The organism is Actinoplanes sp. SE50/110 (genome assembly GCF_900119315.1).
Classification (GTDB): domain Bacteria; phylum Actinomycetota; class Actinomycetes; order Mycobacteriales; family Micromonosporaceae; genus Actinoplanes.
The window spans coordinates 3,781,530-3,798,925 of sequence record NZ_LT827010.1 but is presented as its reverse complement, the minus strand read 5'-3'; the positions used below and the strand labels follow the sequence as shown (position 1 = coordinate 3,798,925).

Annotated in this window: 19 protein-coding genes; 12 read left to right on the top strand and 7 right to left on the bottom strand. The window is 67.7% G+C overall.

Translation table 11 applies throughout. The features are described from left to right. Window positions 1–22 precede the first annotated feature (22 nt). From ACSP50_RS16790 to ACSP50_RS16780, 3 genes are all read right to left on the bottom strand, one after another. The gene (locus ACSP50_RS16790; RefSeq protein ID WP_014690427.1) at window positions 23–559 is read right to left on the bottom strand and encodes a YsnF/AvaK domain-containing protein; all 537 of its coding nucleotides are present in this window, start codon (window positions 557–559) and stop codon (window positions 23–25) included. 151 nt (window positions 560–710) lie between these two features. Then, on the bottom strand, window positions 711–1,484 hold the full coding sequence (locus ACSP50_RS16785; RefSeq protein ID WP_014690426.1) for a DUF2382 domain-containing protein: 774 nt from the start codon (window positions 1,482–1,484) through the stop codon (window positions 711–713). 191 nt (window positions 1,485–1,675) lie between these two features. Beyond that, complete coding sequence (locus ACSP50_RS16780; RefSeq protein WP_014690425.1) at window positions 1,676–2,437, bottom strand: TetR/AcrR family transcriptional regulator; 762 nt, start codon at window positions 2,435–2,437, stop codon at window positions 1,676–1,678. 254 nt (window positions 2,438–2,691) lie between these two features. Here ACSP50_RS16780 and ACSP50_RS16775 point away from each other — a divergent pair, with 254 nt between their 5' ends. The 7 genes from ACSP50_RS16775 (at window position 2,692) to ACSP50_RS16745 (ending at window position 7,725) form a co-directional block, all read left to right on the top strand. Then, on the top strand, window positions 2,692–3,741 hold the full coding sequence (locus ACSP50_RS16775) for a YihY/virulence factor BrkB family protein (RefSeq protein ID WP_014690424.1): 1,050 nt from the start codon (window positions 2,692–2,694) through the stop codon (window positions 3,739–3,741). A gap of 81 nt (window positions 3,742–3,822) precedes the next feature. Further along, window positions 3,823–4,242 carry a phage holin family protein gene (locus ACSP50_RS16770; protein ID WP_014690423.1) on the top strand — a complete coding sequence of 140 codons (420 nt, stop codon included), beginning with the start codon at window positions 3,823–3,825 and terminating at the stop codon, window positions 4,240–4,242. Further along, window positions 4,239–4,598, top strand: a complete 360-nt coding sequence (locus tag ACSP50_RS16765) for a DUF3618 domain-containing protein (RefSeq protein WP_014690422.1) — start codon at window positions 4,239–4,241, stop codon at window positions 4,596–4,598. The genes ACSP50_RS16770 and ACSP50_RS16765 overlap by 4 nt, the downstream gene beginning before the upstream one ends. Further along, complete coding sequence (locus ACSP50_RS16760; protein WP_014690421.1) at window positions 4,595–4,867, top strand: DUF4235 domain-containing protein; 273 nt, start codon at window positions 4,595–4,597, stop codon at window positions 4,865–4,867. Before ACSP50_RS16765 ends, ACSP50_RS16760 begins: the two co-directional genes overlap by 4 nt. A 52-nt stretch (window positions 4,868–4,919) precedes the next feature. Next, complete coding sequence (locus ACSP50_RS16755) at window positions 4,920–5,240, top strand: hypothetical protein (protein ID WP_014690420.1); 321 nt, start codon at window positions 4,920–4,922, stop codon at window positions 5,238–5,240. A 411-nt stretch (window positions 5,241–5,651) separates the two neighbouring features. Next, on the top strand, window positions 5,652–7,196 hold the full coding sequence (locus ACSP50_RS44810) for a methyl-accepting chemotaxis protein (RefSeq protein ID WP_014690419.1): 1,545 nt from the start codon (window positions 5,652–5,654) through the stop codon (window positions 7,194–7,196). Window positions 7,197–7,386: 190 nt separating this feature from the next. After that, window positions 7,387–7,725 carry an STAS domain-containing protein gene (locus tag ACSP50_RS16745; RefSeq protein WP_052311599.1) on the top strand — a complete coding sequence of 113 codons (339 nt, stop codon included), beginning with the start codon at window positions 7,387–7,389 and terminating at the stop codon, window positions 7,723–7,725. 320 nt (window positions 7,726–8,045) lie between these two features. Here the strand turns inward: ACSP50_RS16745 and ACSP50_RS16740 are convergent, their stop codons facing one another. The 3 genes from ACSP50_RS16740 to ACSP50_RS16730 form a co-directional block, all read right to left on the bottom strand. Continuing rightward, window positions 8,046–8,594: a hypothetical protein gene (locus ACSP50_RS16740; RefSeq protein WP_014690417.1), complete on the bottom strand. Its 549-nt coding sequence runs from the start codon at window positions 8,592–8,594 to the stop codon at window positions 8,046–8,048. Then, window positions 8,591–9,379, bottom strand: a complete 789-nt coding sequence (locus tag ACSP50_RS16735) for an SDR family oxidoreductase (protein ID WP_014690416.1) — start codon at window positions 9,377–9,379, stop codon at window positions 8,591–8,593. The genes ACSP50_RS16740 and ACSP50_RS16735 overlap by 4 nt, the downstream gene beginning before the upstream one ends. A gap of 240 nt (window positions 9,380–9,619) precedes the next feature. Beyond that, entirely contained in the window at window positions 9,620–11,161 is a 1,542-nt protein-coding gene (locus ACSP50_RS16730) for an ATP-binding protein (RefSeq protein WP_014690415.1), read from the bottom strand. 147 nt (window positions 11,162–11,308) lie between these two features. On the opposite strand from ACSP50_RS16730, the gene ACSP50_RS16725 reads away from it, so the two are divergent. The 4 genes from ACSP50_RS16725 to ACSP50_RS16710 all read left to right on the top strand — a co-directional run bounded on the left by ACSP50_RS16725 (window position 11,309) and on the right by ACSP50_RS16710 (window position 15,066). Further along, the gene (locus tag ACSP50_RS16725; RefSeq protein ID WP_014690414.1) at window positions 11,309–11,737 is read left to right on the top strand and encodes a glycosyltransferase family 2 protein; all 429 of its coding nucleotides are present in this window, start codon (window positions 11,309–11,311) and stop codon (window positions 11,735–11,737) included. A gap of 65 nt (window positions 11,738–11,802) precedes the next feature. Beyond that, window positions 11,803–13,443: an IS21 family transposase gene (istA, locus tag ACSP50_RS16720; protein WP_014690413.1), complete on the top strand. Its 1,641-nt coding sequence runs from the start codon at window positions 11,803–11,805 to the stop codon at window positions 13,441–13,443. Beyond that, complete coding sequence (gene istB, locus ACSP50_RS16715) at window positions 13,440–14,231, top strand: IS21-like element helper ATPase IstB (RefSeq protein WP_014690412.1); 792 nt, start codon at window positions 13,440–13,442, stop codon at window positions 14,229–14,231. Before istA ends, istB begins: the two co-directional genes overlap by 4 nt. A gap of 175 nt (window positions 14,232–14,406) precedes the next feature. Continuing rightward, window positions 14,407–15,066, top strand: coding sequence for a glycosyltransferase family 2 protein (locus ACSP50_RS16710; RefSeq protein WP_014690411.1), 660 nt, complete (start codon window positions 14,407–14,409; stop codon window positions 15,064–15,066). A 15-nt stretch (window positions 15,067–15,081) separates the two neighbouring features. On the opposite strand, the gene ACSP50_RS16705 is transcribed toward ACSP50_RS16710, so the two are convergent. Next, complete coding sequence (locus ACSP50_RS16705; RefSeq protein WP_197688150.1) at window positions 15,082–16,977, bottom strand: glycosyltransferase; 1,896 nt, start codon at window positions 16,975–16,977, stop codon at window positions 15,082–15,084. 79 nt (window positions 16,978–17,056) lie between these two features. Between ACSP50_RS16705 and ACSP50_RS16700 the strand changes: the two genes are divergently transcribed. Beyond that, a complete protein-coding gene (locus ACSP50_RS16700; protein WP_080127864.1) occupies window positions 17,057–17,356 on the top strand; it encodes a hypothetical protein in 300 nt (99 codons plus the stop codon). The last annotated feature ends 40 nt before the right edge of the window (window positions 17,357–17,396 follow it).

Here is a 17,396-nt window from a genome sequence, read left to right as displayed (position 1 = left end):
CTTCGACCCGGTCCCGTCAGGCTCATTGCAGGGTGGTGGGCGGCTCGCCGGGCAGATCGACGTCGATTTTCTCCTTGCGGACCTGTCCGGAGACGATGTGTTCGTCGGTGTGGACGATCTTCGTCAGGCGTACGCGTTGCACCGGCACGATCTCGGTGGTGATCACGGGGCGTTCCTCGTGCAGGGTGACTTCGAAGATCAGTCCGCCGTCGGGGCCGGTGAAGACCTCGTCGGGTCCGAACACGTCGGGGTCCGCCACTACCCGCTGATCGGGCGCGGCGATGGCTTCCTGTTCCAGGCGGAGTTCTTCGCGGCGGATCTGCACGGTGATCTGCACGTCTTCGGTGACCACGTATTTGCGGAGCCGCGCCCGTCCGGTCTCGTAGACCTGGGTGCTGGGGACGAGCCGTTCCTCGGACCGGGTCATGGCGTCGTCGGTGTTCTGCAGCGCGGCGATCAAGTCAGCGCGCGGCATGCCGGTGGGTGCGGTGACGCCGGCGGTGGCAGCACGCTGCCGCAACTCGACGTCGGTCAGCGCCTCTGGATCGGTGTTGTTCATCGTGCCTCCGTCAGGGTCGAAGCGTCACCGAGGCCGGTGAGCGGAGTCGGTTGCATGCGGTCTGCGGCCCGTGAGCCTTCGGGTATGTCCATGGATGTGGTCGTGCCCGGCGCCGACCCATCCGGCGCCGGGCACGACCAGGACATCGTGATCAGAGGCGGTTGGTGCCGTCGGGACCGTCGTACTCGATCTGCTCCTTGCGAACCTCGCCGGAGACGGTTTCTTCGTCGCGGACGGTTTCCTTGCTCAGGCGTACCCGCTCGACCGGCACCGTCTCGGTATTGGTGACGGGTCGCTCCGCGTGCAGGGTGACCTCGTGCTCGGCTTCGGTGATGGCCGGCCCGTCGTAGGCGTCACCGATGTTCGCGTCGGTGATCGGCTCGCGCTCGAGGCGGGCCTCCTCGTGGGTGACGGGGACGGTGACCTGCTGCTGCTCGGTGACCACGTACTTGCGCAGCCGGGCCTTGCCGGCCTGCTCGGTGCGGGTGTCGGTGACCAGCCGCTCCTCGGAGCGCGTCATCGCGTCGTCGCCGGCATGGTCGGTGGTGGCACGGCGCCGGGCGCCGCTCTGGTAGGTGTCGTCGTTCTGGTATCCGTCGCCGTAGCCGCCGGTGCTCGGCAGGCCGTAGAAGGAGTACAGCTCGTTCTCCTCGGCGTGCGAGATGGGCCCGTCGGCGTCGATGCGGGGAGCGTCCTTGACCTGGGCCTTGGTGTAGGCGACGACGACCCGGTCGTCGGCGAAGGTGGCGTCGCGCAGCGGGACGAAGGTCTGCTTGGTGCCGAACAGGCCGGTCTTGACGGTGACCCACTCCGGGTCGCCGCTGCGGCCGTCGAGGTAGACCTGGCCGACGGAGCCGATCTTGTCGCCGGTGGTGTCGTACACGTCGGTGTCGTCGAGTCGAGCGATGTCGTTCTGGGTGATCACGACAGGTCCTTCCGGGGGGAATCAGGATCGAGGTCACGATCGCAGTGCGCAGTCGTCGATTCCGGACCCGTGCAAGTTGCTGTTTTCACGGGTATCGGATGACTACTCGGATCGCTTGATGACTCAAAGATGCCCAGCGGTTTAGGACATAAACGGGATACGCCCGGTCGGCTTTCAGCCGGATGGGGTCTTCACATGTTCTCGGTCAGTCGTGGTGGCCGGCGGCGACGCGGCAACAGCAGCGCCACACGGTCGAGGAGGGCTTCGAGGGCCTCTTCGAAGTCTTCCGCGGCGGCGTCGACGGACAGGTGCGGCTGCAGGCGCTGCACCATGGGGTACTCGCTCAGGTCCTCGATCGGTGACACGTCGGGTTCCTCGACCGGTCCGGTCTCCACGCCCCTGGCCGACACCTCGAGCAGCAGGTAGCCGAGGAGGAAGCTGCTGAACGCCCGGTAGACCGCGGCGGCGTTCTCGTCGGAGAAGCCGGCCTCGGTCATCACCTCGAGCAGCGACTCGATCCACCGCAGACTGCGCAGCGGAGGCCGGACCCATGGTGCGGCGGCCGGCCGGGTGGCGACCAGAGGGAAGACCTCGGGGTGGGCGAGCGCGATGCGCCGCAGCCCGTGGGCCAGGCGTTGCAGGTAGTCGACCCAGCCGCCCTGGGCCTGCAGGTGCACGTCGGGGTCGCCGTACAACTCGTCGACGACGGTTTCGACCACCCCGTCCAGCAGCGCCTCACGCCCGGGCACGTACCGGTACAGGGCCATGGCTTCCACACCGAGGTAGGCGCCGAGGCGTTGCATGGTCAGCCTGCGCAGGCCGTTCTCGTCGATGAACTGCACTGCCGCGCTCAGGATGCGGTGCTGGTCCAACCCGCTGCGTCCGGTTACGGGATGGCCTGCGGCGATGGCAGGGTCGCCAGCGGTCGGCGGCGTGTCCGGATCCCGTGTCATCGCGCCTCCCCAGCTGGTGCGCCCGCTTCGCATACCGCGCAAGCCTCTCATAGACGAAACCCGGTCGCCGACAGGGACGGGTCGGGCACCCGGGCGCTGAGGTGACGAATGACCGATTGCCGAGTTGCGAATCAGATTCACTTTGTCGTTTACGGCATAAACGACGACCGGTGCACGAATCGCCGGGATGCGGTTGAAAAGCCGGGCGGTGGGGATTGGAGCCATCGCAGATTCGCCTATGCAGGAGGCATGACATGAGCGCTGACCACCATCGCGACCGTCGCGACGCGGTCGCGACCACCCGGACCGGCGACGACAAGCCGTACGACTTGTCCGCGCCCCCACCGGACGCCGGCCCGGACAGCCCTGTCGAGTTGCGGGGCAAGGGGCTGGTCGGCGCGCTCAAGCGCACCGGCAAGCAGTTCTCGCAGGACAACCTGTCGGACTGGGCCGCCGCCCTGACGTACTACGGCGTGCTGTCGATCTTTCCTGGCCTGCTGGTGATCGTGTCGCTGTTGGGCATGCTCAACAGCAACGGCCAGAAGACGGTCCAGGACGCGGTGCACCAGCTGGCGCCGAACCCGCAACTGCAGGACATGGTCAACACGGTCCTGACCCAGGTGCAGGATCCCGGCAAGGCCGGCCTCGCCGCGATCATCGGCGTCCTGGTGGCATTCTGGTCGGCCTCCGGCTACACGGCGGCGTTCATGCGCGCGTCCAACGCCGTCTACGACGTCCCGGAGGGCCGGCCGATCTGGAAGACCCTGCCGATCCGGGTCGGTGTCACCGCCGTGGTCGGGATCATGCTCGTCGTCTCCGCGGCCATCGTCATCTTCACCGGCGACCTCGCCCGGATCGTCGGCGACAAGATCGGCCTCGGGTCCGCCGCGGTGGCGACGTGGAACATCGCGAAGTGGCCGGTCCTGCTGGTCCTGATCAGCCTGATGTTCGCGATCCTGTACTGGGCGTCGCCGAACGCCAAGACCGGCTCATTCCGGTGGGTCAGTCCCGGCGGCCTGTTCGCCGTACTGCTGTGGATCCTCGCCTCCGTCGCGTTCGCCCTCTACCTGGCGAACTTCGCGAACTACAACAAGACCTACGGCACCCTCGGCGGGGTGATCGCGTTCTTGGTCTGGATGTGGATCAGCAACATCGCGATCCTGCTGGGCGCGGAACTCGACGCCGAGCTGCAGCGCGGTCGGGCCATCGCCGCCGGCCACGACCCGGCCGACGAGCCGTTCCTGGAGCTGCGCGACGACCGGAAGATCAAACCGGGCAGTGAGCAGGGCCTGAGCACCAACTGACACGGCACGACCACCTCGATCCCAAGAACGCCGGCCTCCGGGTCGCGCAACCGCCGACTCGGCGATGAAGGAGTGAAAAACGTGTCCGAACGAATAGCACAGGGATCAGCAGCGTCGACCGGTGATCTGGTCAGTCAGGCAGCTGCGCAGATCTCGACGCTCGTCCGCGACGAGCTCGCGCTGGCAAAGCTGGAACTGACCGAGAAGGGCAAGCGGGCCGGGATCGGCGGCGGCCTGTTCGGCGGTGCCGCGGTGCTCGGACTGTACGGGCTCGGTCTGCTGGTGGCTCTCGCGGTGGTGCTGCTCGACCTGGTGTGGCCGCTGTGGCTGGCTCTGCTGGTGGTGCTGGTCGTTGTGCTGGCCGCCGCCGGTATCGCTGCCCTGCTGGGCAGAAACAAGCTGAAGGACGCCGTGCCGCCGGTGCCGAGCGACGCGGTGGCCAGCGCTCAAGCCGATGTGCGCGCGGTGAAGAACGCCGTACAGGAAGGAAAATCTCGATGAGCCAGTCCCCCACACCGACCGACCCGCAGGAGCTACGCGCGGAAATCGAACGGACCCGCGCCGAGCTCGGGCAGACGGTGGAGCAGCTCGCGGCCAAGGCGGATGTGAAGACCCGCGCCAAGCAGGCGGTCGCGGACGCGGCTGGGCAAGCGCAACACAAGCTCGCCGGCGCCAAGGACCAGGCCGTACAGGCGGCCGGCCTGGTGAAGGGCAAGGCGTTGACCGCCAAGCAGCAGCTGGCCGATTCCGACCTGCCCGCACCGATGCGCCGACCGGTGCCGCTGGCCGCCATCGTGGCAGCCGCGGCCGCCCTGATCATCACGGTAGTCGTCGTCGTCCGCCGGAGGAGCTCATGAGCAGCAAGACACTGAAGATCGCGTACAAGCCGGTCGGATTGCTGCTCGGCGCCGGTGCCGGGGCTGTCTCCGGGCTGATCTTCAAGCAGGTGTGGAAGCTCATCGCGCATGACGATGACGCACCTGACGCCACCGACCAGGACCGCGGCTGGACCGAGGTCCTGGTCGCCGCCGCGATCCAGGGAGCCATCTTCGCCGTCGTCAAGGCCGCCGTCGACCGCGCCGGCGCCACCGGCGTACAGAAGGCCACCGGACAGTGGCCGGACTGAGCACTCGCCAGGCAGCGACACCCGTCAACCATCGATAGGAGCTGGACAGATCGTGAAGGTGTTCAAGTTCGCGACCGGGATGGCACTCGGCTATGTCCTCGGCAGCCGTGCCGGCCGCGAGAAGTATGAACAGATCGTCGCCGCCGCCCGCAAAGCCCGAACCCACCCCACCGTCACACAGGCGCAGCAAAAGGCCAAGGACCTGCTCCACGCGGCGAGCGTCGAGTCAGCCGCCGGCACCGATGCACAGCCGACGCAGGTCACCTCGCCGGCCAAGCTCACCGCCTCGGCGACTCCGGCGGCGCGTCCCACCCGCCGCAAGCCCACCAAGATCTCGGCCGTCTCCACTACGGGGACGGATCCGCTAGCGTGACCGCAGTGACGAACTCGGGTCTGGCTACGGCTGGGCCCGAGTCCGGCGTTCCAACATCACAAGGTCGCCTGGCGGATCAATTCATGGCCGACGAGGTTGAGGCAGTCGTCCTCGGTGCGGCTGAGCCGTCGACGTCGGTCAGCGGCCGGACCTCGGCTACCTCCACACCTCACACATCGGCCAAGCTCAGCCATGGCTTCAGTCTTCCGGCACCGGAACATCCGGGACCGGAAGTACTCAAACCAATGCGAGCTGTTCCAGCAGCTTCCCATTCGTCCGGCGGCAATCAGCACTGCGTCGGCAACCGATTGGCACTCAGCGTTGGGTGGTGACAGGCCGAAGGGAAAACGACGCGGCCGGGGTATCGCTCCGGTTGCGCACAATGCGCGGGCGTCAGGGAAGGAGCTTCGGATGCCTTGGTTCGGTCGTCGTCGACAGCAGACACCGGAGGCACGCCCGGTCCCCCGCGATGTCGAAGCGCTGGAACGGGTCATCGAGGCGCTCGCGGGCGGCGCGGCGTCCGTGCAAGACGGCCGGGCCAAGATCACTAGCACCCTCGTTCAGGTACTCGGTCTGGATTATGGGGCGCTCTGGAGCTGTAACGAGCGCGGCGACTACACGCTCACCTTCGAAACCGGGTCCCTCGGCCCGGCCCTGCGCGGGGCCATCGGCGGGACAGACACCCTCACCTCGGCGGACGGCCTGATCGGCGCAGCCGTCACCGGCCGGCAAGCGATCACCCTGAGCGAGACGCCACAGGCCGGCAGCTCCTGCCTGCGCTGGCAGGCCGCCCACCGGGCCGGCATGGTCGAAGCTGCCAGCATCCCGATCGTGCACGACGGCACGGTCGCCGGGGTCCTCGAGTTCTACGGCCGGCAGCCGCTGCCCGCGTTCGCCAGCGACAAATGGGCCGCGATCACCCGCATCGCCGTACTCACCGGCCTGCACGCCGCGGCGGCTTCCGAGCTCAAAGAGACCCTCAGCGACCGGGCCGCGGTCACGAACGTCGTCGCCGAAGTCGGCGAAGCACTCGACCAGCAGTCCGCCATCCGGATCGCGCTCGACCGGGTCCGCACCGCATTCGGATGGGCATACGGCTCCTACTGGGCGCTCGACGAAGCCGACCAGGTACTGCGCTTCACCTGCGAGTCCGGTTCGGCGGGCGATGAGTTCCGCAAGGTCACCCTGGCGGCGTCGTTCGCCGAAGGTGTCGGTCTGTCGGGACGGGCATGGCGGGCCAAGGATCTGGTATTCGTTCACGACTTGGCCGAGATGACCGACTGTGTCCGGGCGCCCGCGGCGCAGCGGGCGGGTGTGCGCTCGGGAGTGTGTTTCCCGATCATGGATGGTCGGACCGTCATCGGAACGATGGACTTCTTCACCACCGAGAGCATCGAACTCAGCGACTCCCGGGCCGCCGCGCTGCGCAATGTGCAACAGTTGGTGTCCCAGCGGATGTCGGCGCTGCGCCGGGTGGAAAACGACGCCGCGAAGGCACGCCAACTGCTCGATACGGTCTCCGAGCTGCGCGCCGCCTCCGAGGACGCCAGCCGCGTCGCCGCTCTGGCCGCGAGCGGATCCCAGGCGATGACGACAGAAGTGCAGGCACTCTCCCACGCTTCCGCGGCGGTCGGTGACGTCATCAAAATCATCTCCTCGATCGCCGAGCAGACGAACCTCCTCGCGCTCAACGCGACAATCGAGGCCGCACGCGCCGGCGAAGTCGGCAAGGGCTTCGCCGTCGTCGCCAGCGAGGTCAAAGACCTCGCCCGGGAGACAGCCGAAGCCACACAGAAAGTCACCGAGCAGATCGCCGGCATCCAGAACTCCAGCCGCGCAGTCGCCGAGGGCATCCATACCTCCAGCGACACCATCGGGCAGCTCGACATCGTGCAAGCCCGGATGAACCAGGTGCTGCAACGGCAGGCCGACATGGCGTCCGCCTTCCGGTCGTGATCGCCGGTCCGGCAGGGCAGGCAGATGCACCTGCCAGCGACGCGTACACCTTCGCGGGTCCCGTCCACCTGCGGCGCCACCACACCTGTCACCATCTCAGCCGTACGCAACATCAGCCTGAAGAAGACGGGCTACACACCCGCACCCACGGTGTTCCCATAATCCGTCAAAGGCCCCAGAAAGAAGTTCAATGAGCAGCATGCCGCCGCGCCACCCAGTGACGATCACCATGGGTGGCATCGACGATGGGACCGTGCACCTCACCGTGGCCGGTGAGATCGATCTGGCCACCGCCGATGTTGTCTACGACGCGATCGCCGCGGCTGCGGACACTCCGGCAGCACAGCACGTGGAAATCAATCTTCGACACGTTGAATTCTGCGACTCGACTGGTATCGGAGCCCTCATGAGGGCCAGACACTTCGCGCTCGAGCACGCCGTCACCCTGCACGTAGTGGAACCCAGCGGCTTCGTTCGCCGCGTACTGGAACTAGCCGGGGTCCTGGAGATACTCACCGAACCGAAATAGCGTTGTCCCCATCGCGTCGACCTGGCGACATAGGGAATTCGTCTTTTCGTCGGCGGCAACCTCCAGGACGCAGGCACCACGGTTGAAGCCGGACCACACCCGCGAGCAGTCGCAGTCGTCCCAGCGACGAATTCGCATTGGCCTGGCTATCCACGTCAACGATTGGGCAGGCGACAACAAACGCGTAGCGACCCAGCTGCTGCCGCCGGATTCCCCGTCCCGGGCGTGTCGCCAGCCCGTGAGATCCTCACGCACGGTGACGGGCACGCCAGGCGAGACGCGCCTTGTCGGCGGCGGATCCGGATACCTAGCAGGCGGTCTTATCGGTCGCGCCCTCCTTTCCTCGATGACGGGCCCGGCGTACGGGTCGCGTGCAGGCGTTGCTGCGCGAGGGCGAGCCAGTCCGGCGTGCCGTAGGCGGCGACAAGGTCCCGTCGGCCGGGTCGCCCTGGTTCGACGGCGTGGGGTATGCCGATAGCGGCCAGGTAGTCATGGTCCACCACGACAAATTGGCGGCGGTACGGCAACAGCACCAGCTTGTCGGTATCCGCGAGGAACACCTGCGCCTGTGAATAGCTGGGAAACCAGTGGCTGAGCAGTCCGGTGCACCGCGGCGCATGCCAGAACGTGCCCAGGTCATCGCCGATCTGCGCGTCGCCGCCGAGTACCCGCCGGGCGTGGTCCCAGCCGGCGAAGCCGACGTTCTTGGCGACCAGAGTCAGACAGTGCCGTAAACGCCAGCCGGGCGCCGGTGACGGGCCCCGTCCCCCGTCGGCCGGCAAGTGGCCGAGAAGGCCGAAGTCTCCCCGGCGGGCGGCGTTGAGGCAGAGGCGCGCGCGGATCTTGAGTTCGGCGACCAGAACGTTCATGCCGGTGTCCCGAAGTCGGCGAACGGCGTGCCGGCGCTGACCACAGCACGGTGGCGCGCCTCGGTCCAGCCCATGGTCTCCGGATGGGTGAACCAGTAGAACGGTGCACCGCTGTCGAGGCCGTGGAGAACTCGGCGGGCAAACGCGTCGGCCGGCTCAGCATCGCGCATCGCGGTTCTCATGAAGCTCTCGAACGCGTTGGGCTCGGTAGGTGCGGCATGGGCAACCTCGGCGTAGCGGTTCACGTCGGTGATGCCGGTACGTACGAGACCGGGGCACAGTGCGTGAACACCGACACCATCGCTGAGTGCCTCGTAGTAGAGGCCTTCCAGCGCGCTGAGCAAGGCAGCCTTGGTCGCACGGTACGGACCCGCGCCCGGGTAGCTCTGCAAGGCCGCCGCTGACACGGTGACTACCGCCTTGCCGCGGCCGGCGACCAGCTGTGGCCACCACAGGCGAAGGGAACGGATGACGCTGAGCACGTTGACGTCCCAGGCCCATTGCCACGCCTGCTCCGGTGAGGACAGCACATCGCCGGAGACGCCGACGCCCGCGTTCGCGAACAGGTAGTGCACCGGTCGCGTCGACAGCGACTCTGCCAGCCTCTGCATAGCGGCCCCGTCGCGGACGTCGAACTCGTACGCCTGGACGCGCTCGTCGAGGCGGCTGGTGTCGCGGTCGATGGCCACTACCTCGAGGCCACGGGCGAGCAGGGCCTGCGTGAGGGCGTAGCCGATGCCGGAACCGGCGCCGGTGACCACGGCGAGGGGCGACAGAGAAGACATGACAACTCCAATGCGTTTCTGTGGCCACCCGCGTTGGCCGGAAACGACTCATTGGATCGCCAAGGAGACGATGAGTTACGTCATGAGGGTGAGAGCCTCTTGCGCGGGCAGGCACCCCTCAGCACCTGAGGCGATCACTGTAGCCGACGTCCCCCACCGCGGTCGATCGGCTTCCGACGAACGCGTTTGCCAGCCCCTCGACGCACGGCTCCCGGCAGAAGCGCGCGTCGCCGCTGTGAGTCAGTGAGGGAGGCGGACGTGCACGCTCGTACCCCTGGCCTGGGGGGCGTTGGTGGTGACGGTGATGGTGCCGTCGTGGCGTTCGGTGATCAGTCGTGCGATGGTCAGGCCGAGTCCGGCGCCGGGTATCGCGAGTTCGGTGGCTAGAGCTCCTCGAAAGAAGCGCTCGAATACGTGGGGCTGTTCATAGGCGGGTATACCGAATCCGGTGTCGGAGACGGTGAGCTCGTCAGCCTGGCTGGTGCTGGTCAGCGTGACGGTGACGGTGCCGCCGGCAGGGGTGTAGGCGATCGCGTTGTCGAGTAGGGCGAGGATCAGCTGGCGCATCCGGTGGTAGTCGGCGTGCTGCGGGGTGTGTGGTGGCACGTGGCAGGTGATCGTGATGTTCCTTTTCGCGGCGCGCTCGGTGACGTGGTCGACGGCGGCGGTGACGACGGTGCTGAGGTCGATGTCGCTCATCTGTAGTGGGCTGCGGCCGGCGTCGAGCGCGGAGAGGTCCAGCAGTGCGGTGATCAGCCGCCGGAGACGTTCGCTCCCACGCCGGGCTGCCTCGATCATCGGTACCAGGTCCGCTGGTGCTGTGTCGTGGACGCTGTCGTGCAGCAGATCCAGATACGAGTCGATGATCGCCACAGGGGTGCGCAGTTCATGGCCGACGAGGTTGAGGTAGTCGTCCTTGGTGCGGCTGAGCATTTGTTGCAGCCGTTCAGCGTGGCGGGCGGCGGTGATGTCGTGGAACACCGCGACCGCCCCGAGCTGCTGATCGCCGTAGGTGATGGGATGACCGTTGACCCGGAACAGGTGGCGTTGCCCCTGAACCTGGAGGAAGTTCTCGGCGCCACGCACCGTTTCACCACGCAAGGCACGCAGCAGCGACGTGCGGTCCGGGCTCAGCGGTGTGCCGGTGGTGTCGGTAGCCGGCAGGCGGGCAACCCATTCTTCGGCTGTGCCGTCGACATCGGTCAGCTCGAGGCGCTCCCGCAGGGACCGGTTGACCAGCACGAGGCGACCGTCCGCGTCGCAGGCGGCCACACCGGTGTCAAGGCTGTCGAGCAGGGTGTCCAGGAAGACTCTCTGGCGCAGTTCACTTTCGCGGGCGAGGTGCTCTGCCACCAGCGCGGTGCACGCCTGCGCGCCCTCGTCAGCTCCGGCCAGCTGCTCGGGGAGCCAGTCTCGCGCAAGTTCGTCGGCTACAGCGCACACCCCGACGATATGTCCGTCCGGGTCGCGTACCGGGAATCCGGCGTAGCAGCGAAGGCGCGTGGAGCGCACCGGCGCGTCCAGCGGAACACGGATGTCGGTGTGGATGTCGTTGATCGTGACCGGGAAGCCGGTGTGCAGGACGAGGCCGGCAAGGGTGGAGGTCACCGGCACGGGCTTCCGGTTGTCGAAGCCGGCCGGAATCGCCTGTCCGCCGATGAGGCGTAGATTCTGCCCATCGGTGATGTGGATCATCGCGCACCGTGCTTGGGCGGCGCGAGCGGTGACCGCGGCCATCCGGTCGGCGGCGGTCTGTGTCATCTGCCCGCGGGTCAGTTCCAACGCGGCCGCCGCGCCGGTACCAGGGGCTACTGCCGTGCTGGTCCCACGGTTCGGCTCCCACCGTAGTCCCACACCTCATCATGGCCTACTGGGCCGCGACGGCGCGGCGGTTCGGCAATGTGAGGCCACGTCTACCCGGACCTGGAGGTGATCGTCGTCGACGACGGCTCCAGCGACGACACCGCCGCCATCGTCGAGCGGCTCGGGCTTGCGCGCGTCCGGGTCATCCGGCAGCCCAACGCGGTAAAGCCCGCCGCGCTCAACACCGGCATCCGGCACTCCCGGGGACAGATCCTGGTGCTGGTCGACGGCGACACGGTGTTCGCGCCGGACGCGGTAGGCCGGCTCATCCAGCCGCTCACCGTTCCTGGCGTCGGCGCGGTGTCCGGCAACACCAAGGTGGCGAACCGGACCGGGCTGCTCGGCCGCTGGCAGCACCTGGAGTACGTGATCGGTTTCAATCTCGATCGCCGGATGTTCGATGGCTATGACGGTTGTATTTGGCTCCACCAGGGCGGCTTGAACTGGCCCCACCCGCGGGGGACTTTCCCGCACGGATGGGCGACGACGGCTTGAAGTGGCCCCACCTGCGGTGTTGCGCTTGAAGTCCTGAGTGTGCTCGCCGTCTGCGGGAGCCGCCGATGCCGTTGACCAAGGACGAACTGTTCCGCCGGATCCGTTCCGATGCGGTGCTCGAGGAGCTGTCGATTCGGGCGCTTGCGCGTAAGCACGGTGTGCATCGCCGTCTGGTCCGCGAAGCGCTGACTTCTGCGGAGCCGACGCCGCGCCGGCAACCGGTTCGCCGTTCGCCGCGGCTTGACCCGGTGAAGAAGACGATCGACGAGTGGCTGCGGGCGGATCTGGAAGCACCGCGAAAGCAGCGGCACACGGCTCGCCGGATCAAGGACCGGCTCGCGGAAGAGGCGGACACTGACGTCCCGTATTCGACGGTGCGTGACTATGTGTCGATGCGCCGCCGGCAGATCGCGGCGGAGGCGGGTGCTCCGATGGACGGGTTCATCATCCGGCACAACCGGCCCGGCGCCGACGCGGAAGTCGACTTCGGTGAGGTCGTGGTCTGCCTGGCCGGGACAATGACTCGCTGTCACCTGTTCGCGTTCCGGTTGGCCTACTCCGGTCTGGCAGTGCACCGCGTGACGGTGTCCTGCGGACAAGAAGCGTTCCTGGAAGGTCACGAATACGCCTTCGAGTTGATCGGCGGGATCCCGGTCGGTCAGATCCGTTACGACAACCTGAGTTCGGCAGTACGCCGCGTGGTCTTCCGCAGCCGATCGAGGGTCGAAAATCCGAGGTGGGAGGCTTTCCGGGAGCACTACGGATTTACGGCCTTCTACTGCATTCCCGGGCTGGAGGGCGCCCATGAGAAGGGCGGGGTCGAGGGCCAGGTTGGCTACTACCGCCGCAACCGGCTGACCCCGGTTCCCGTCGTTGCCACGTTGGAGGATCTGAACCAGCGGCTGGCGGCTGCTGATCTGACCGACCGGGAACGCAAGATCCGACTCCGGTCGAGAACTGTCGGTGAGGACTTCGCCGCCGAGGCTGCGCTGCTGGGCCGACTACCGACCGAGAAGTTCGGGGCGTCACTCACGCTGCGGCCTCGAGTCGATCGCGAGGCGACGGTGACGGTCCGGATGAACGACTATTCGGTCCCGGCCCGCTTCATCGGCCGCAAGCTGCAAGTCTTGCTCGGCACCACCGAGGTCGTCGTCTCCGACGGCCGGACCGAGGTCGCCCGGCATCCCCGCCTGCCCGGACGCGGCGGACAGCACCTGCTGCTGGATCACTATCTGGAGATTTTGCTGCGCAAACCCGGAGCCTTGGCCCGGTCGGAAGCTCTCGATCAAGCCCGCCGGGAAGGCACCTTCACCGCCGAGCACGAAGCGTTCTGGACAGCGGCGAAGGCCGCGACCGGCGAGGACGCCGCCGGCACCCGCGAGCTGATCCAGGTCCTGTTGCTGCACCGGCACATGCGTGGTCAGGACGTGGCCGCCGGCATCCGGGCTGCGTTGTCGGTCGGCACCGCGACCGCTGATGTCGTGGCGGTCGAGGCCCGCAAGGCCGCCCAGAACGCCGGACGATCACCCACGATCACAGCCGGCCCGCCGCCGGCACCACCACCCCCCTTGCCGCCACCGGCGCCGCCGCCGGTCACGGAACGGACCTTGCAGCGGGTCGCTCGATTGCCCGCCGACCACCGGCCGCCGCCGGACCTGAATCGCTGGGACCAGCTGTTACACCACCGGAGAAAGGAATCATCGTGAGCCGTATTCCGCGAGCTATCACCGAGAACGCCGCTGACGCGGCGATCGAGACCTCCTGCCGGGTCCTGCACCTGCCGACCGTCCGCAGCCAGTTCTCCGAGCTGATCACCCGCGCCGAACGCGACCAGCTCAGCTACCGCGGCATGCTCGCCGAGCTGCTGATGGCCGAGTGCGAAGAACGCGACCGGCGTCGTTCCCAGCGCAGGTTGCAGGCCGCGGGGTTCCCCCGCCAGAAGTGGCTCAGCGACTTCGATTACACCGCGAACCCGAACATCAACGCCGCTTTGATCAACAACCTCGCCAACTGCGACTGGGTCCGCGCCGGCCAGCCACTCTGCTTGATCGGCGACTCCGGCACCGGCAAATCACACCTGCTCATCGGCCTGGGATCAGCCGCGGCGATGGCCGGCTTCCGCGTCCGCTACACCCTGGCCGCGAAGCTGGTCAACGAACTGGTCGAGGCCGCCGACGACCGGCAACTCACCAAGACCATCGCCCGTTACGGCCGCGTCGACCTGCTCTGCATCGACGAACTGGGCTATCTCGAACTTGATCGCCGAGGCGCGGAAATGCTGTTCCAGGTCCTGACCGAACGCGAAGAGAAGAACAGCGTCGCGATCGCGTCGAACGAGTCCTTCTCCGGCTGGACCCGCACCTTCACCGACCCGCGGCTCTGCGCCGCGATCGTCGACCGGCTGACCTTCAACGGCACGATCGTCGAGACCGGCACCGACTCCTACAGGCTCTCCCGAACCGCCGCGAAACAGCCCGCCACCAGCGGATCCTGACCGGCACGCTGTCGGGCGGACCCGAAAGACTGAATTCGGCCCACAGGTGGGGCCACTTCAAGCCGCCCTGGTGGAGCCACTTCAAACCGTCACGCTCGCCGCGGGTGGGGCCAGTTCAAGCCGCCCTGGTGGAGCCAGATACAACCGTCATAGCCAGTTCGAGATCGCCCGGTGTATGCCGACCGTGCCCGGAGCGATCGGCGCGTTCCGTCGCGCCGCGATCCAGGACGCCGGCGGCGTCTCCGCGCAAACCTTGGCCGAGGACACCGATTTCACCATGTCAATCCTGCGGGCAGGGTGGGACGTCGTCTACGAGCCCGCCGCAATCGCCTGGACCGAGGCGCCGGCCAACTTCCGGCAGCTGTGGCGGCAGCGTTACCGCTGGTGTTACGGCACCATGCAGGCGATGTGGAAGCACCGGGACACGGTGCGGCAGCGCGGCCCGGCCGGCCGGCTCGGCCGGCGCGGCATCGGGTACCTGTTGCCGTTCCAGGTGCTGCTGCCGATCACCGCACCCATGATCGACGTGTACGGGGTGTACGGCCTGATCTTCCTGTCACCGCTCACGGTGGCCGCGGTGTGGTCGGCGTTCATGGCCGCCCAGATGGCTACGGCGGCGATCGCACTACGCATGGACGGCGAATCGTACCGCCCGTTGTGGACCCTGCCGTTGCAACAGATCGTCTACCGCCAGCTGATGTATCTGGTGGTCATCCAGTCGACGGTGATGGCGCTGATCGGCAGCCGATTGCGGTGGCATCGGATGGTCCGGATCGGCGCCGCCCAGCAGCATGCCACCGGAGTGCGCGCCAGCGCCGCGGCGAAGAGTTCTTGACCCGGTGTCACCCGCTCAGATCAGCCGGTCGGCCGGCACGTAGCCGTGCTGGACGGCGAGGTCGCCGAGGCGCGTTCCGCGGCCGGCGCCGGCCTGTAGTGCGAGAAGCTCTTCCAGTTCCTGGCGGCTCAGGAGCCCCTGCCGAACCAGCTGCTCGCCGATACGGCGGCGGCCGGTAATCGTGGCGGCAGCGCCGCGGAAGCGACGACCAACACCGTTGAGGGCGACCAGAGTAAGCGGAGCCAGACAGGTGAGCAGGCTGATCCCGGCCCACAGGTAGAGCGACCACCAGTCGTGGTGCAGCAGCAGCCCGGCGCTCATGCATGCGGCGGCGACCGCGGCCCAGCCCAGGTGCGGCCGGAAGGTGCGCCAGGTGTCGCCGGTGGCGGCCTTGCCCTTCGCGGTCACCACATACGCCAGAGGCCGGCCGGCGAGTTGGGCGGCGGCCGCGGCCACGTACACCGGTGCGGTCATCAGCTCCAGAGCCATGCCGGTCAAACCCCAGGAGCGGCGTTCGTGCTCAACCAGGTTGTAGCGCTGGGTGATCCGGAAGAAGCCCAGGCCGACGGCGAGGTTCGCGACGAACAGCACGCCCCAGACCAGAGCGGGCAGCCGGGTCACCGACACGCCGCCGACCAGGTAGATCGCGCTGAGCGCCAGGCCGATCACCCAGGACGCGGCAGTGGTCGGGTAATGCGACTGCAGGGCGAAGAACGCCAGCCGCTGGGCCCGGCGCGGCAGTCGGCGCAGCAGCGCCGGGGAGTGCCGGCGAGCGATCTCCCAGATGCCGTACGCCCAGCGTTTCTGCTGGCTGAAGAAGTCCGAGTAGGTTGCCGGGCCTTCGCCGACGGCCAGAATGTCCGGGGTGTAGACGCCGCGCCAGTGGTTGCCGGTGCCCTGGTTGACCGCCGAGTACACCACCATCGAGGTCAGGTGGTCCTCGATGATGCAGTCCTGGTAGCCGCCGATCTGCGCGAACGCGGCCGGCCGGTACAGATGGTTGGTGCCAATCAGCAGCGGCGCACCGTGCCCGTTGCCGCCGCGCTGCATGATGCCGTGAAAGACGTAGGCCAGCTCGGCGGCACCGCGGGCCACAAACGAATCGCCGAGGTTCGCATACACCTGCGGGGCAACCACAAACGCGGTGTCGGGGTCGCGGAAGTAGCCGAGGGTACGTTCCAGGAAGTTCGGGTACGGCACGTGGTCCGGGTCCATCTGCGCGACGACGTCGTAGTCCGCCTCGTGCATCGACCGCCACGCGTTGTGGTTGCCATGCTTGGTCTTGCGCCGGAACGGCCCACTGTCCTGGTTCCATTCCGGGTGGCCCTTGCGGCTGAAGTGCCGCACGCCGATCTCGGCGCACAGCCGTGCGACTTCGGGGTCGTCGCCCTCGTCGAGCAGCCACACGTCCAGCGGCCCGTCGTGCCGGATCCGCAGCATCGCCCGCAGCGTGGCCATGACCAGGTCGACCGGCTCCTTCCCTGGCACGATCGTGGTCAGCACCGCCACGCGCAGCCCAGGTTTCGCCTTGACCGGCACCGGATCGACCGCCCGCGCCGCGAAGTAGGCGAGAACCCAGGTGCGCAGGGCCACGATCAGCTGAAGCACAATCATCAGCCCCAGCCCCGCCGCCATCACCACCTGACCAACCGCCGTCACCGAAGCGAACCGGGGCAGGTTGCCAGGCAGCACCAGATAGACAACCAGGGCGACAGCCAGCACGATGTGCAAGGCCGCGACGCCCATCAAGGTCCGATGCGCACCTGGGCTGAGCACCCGGCGGTAGAGCACGGCATCGCCGGCGGCCTCCATACGCCCGGCGACCTCAGTAGCGTCGCGGCCGTAGAGCTGCCCGGTAGCACGGCGCTCAACGCCATCGGGACGACTGCCGGGAAGGGCTTGCTTGGTCACGGCCCGACTATCGGCTCAGCGCAGCAGAACTGAAGCAAAACGCCTCCGTCCATCATACGCCGCATCGGCCAATCGCCGTATGGACGAGCACCGCGGCCAGGCGGTGCTGGCCCACCGGTGGGCGCCGATCACCGGCGAGCTGCCGGTGACGGTCAGCATCGGGGTCACCGCCGCGGTGCCCAGCGGCACCGTCCAAGGCGCTGCATGCCGGTCACGAGCCGTGCCAGCAGGCGATCGTGTGCACGCCAAGCTGAGCCAGCCGTCCGGCCACCAGGCAGCCTTTCGCGGTGGGGAAACAGCAGCGGCGAAAACCTTCACCTTGCCAGGGTCATTGCCGATCACCTACGCCCACATGAGGAATCGGATGGGCGATGCGTAAATTTCACACCGGTCCGGGCATCGTGGCCGGGCGTTGGCGT

Excerpts from the sequence above, each read along its gene's own strand:
- ACSP50_RS16790 (WP_014690427.1), bottom strand. The coding sequence starts at position 559 with ATGAACAACACCGATCCAGAGGCGCTGACCGACGTCGAGTTGCGGCAG.
- ACSP50_RS16780 (WP_014690425.1), bottom strand. The coding sequence starts at position 2,437 with ATGACACGGGATCCGGACACGCCGCCGACCGCTGGCGACCCTGCCATC.
- ACSP50_RS16775 (WP_014690424.1), top strand. The coding sequence starts at position 2,692 with ATGAGCGCTGACCACCATCGCGACCGTCGCGACGCGGTCGCGACCACC.
- ACSP50_RS16765 (WP_014690422.1), top strand. The coding sequence starts at position 4,239 with ATGAGCCAGTCCCCCACACCGACCGACCCGCAGGAGCTACGCGCGGAA.
- ACSP50_RS16760 (WP_014690421.1), top strand. The coding sequence starts at position 4,595 with ATGAGCAGCAAGACACTGAAGATCGCGTACAAGCCGGTCGGATTGCTG.
- ACSP50_RS44810 (WP_014690419.1), top strand. The coding sequence starts at position 5,652 with ATGCCTTGGTTCGGTCGTCGTCGACAGCAGACACCGGAGGCACGCCCG.
- ACSP50_RS16745 (WP_052311599.1), top strand. The coding sequence starts at position 7,387 with ATGAGCAGCATGCCGCCGCGCCACCCAGTGACGATCACCATGGGTGGC.
- ACSP50_RS16740 (WP_014690417.1), bottom strand. The coding sequence starts at position 8,594 with ATGAACGTTCTGGTCGCCGAACTCAAGATCCGCGCGCGCCTCTGCCTC.
- ACSP50_RS16735 (WP_014690416.1), bottom strand. The coding sequence starts at position 9,379 with ATGTCTTCTCTGTCGCCCCTCGCCGTGGTCACCGGCGCCGGTTCCGGC.
- istA (WP_014690413.1), top strand. The coding sequence starts at position 11,803 with ATGCCGTTGACCAAGGACGAACTGTTCCGCCGGATCCGTTCCGATGCG.
- ACSP50_RS16710 (WP_014690411.1), top strand. The coding sequence starts at position 14,407 with ATGCCGACCGTGCCCGGAGCGATCGGCGCGTTCCGTCGCGCCGCGATC.
- ACSP50_RS16700 (WP_080127864.1), top strand. The coding sequence starts at position 17,057 with ATGGACGAGCACCGCGGCCAGGCGGTGCTGGCCCACCGGTGGGCGCCG.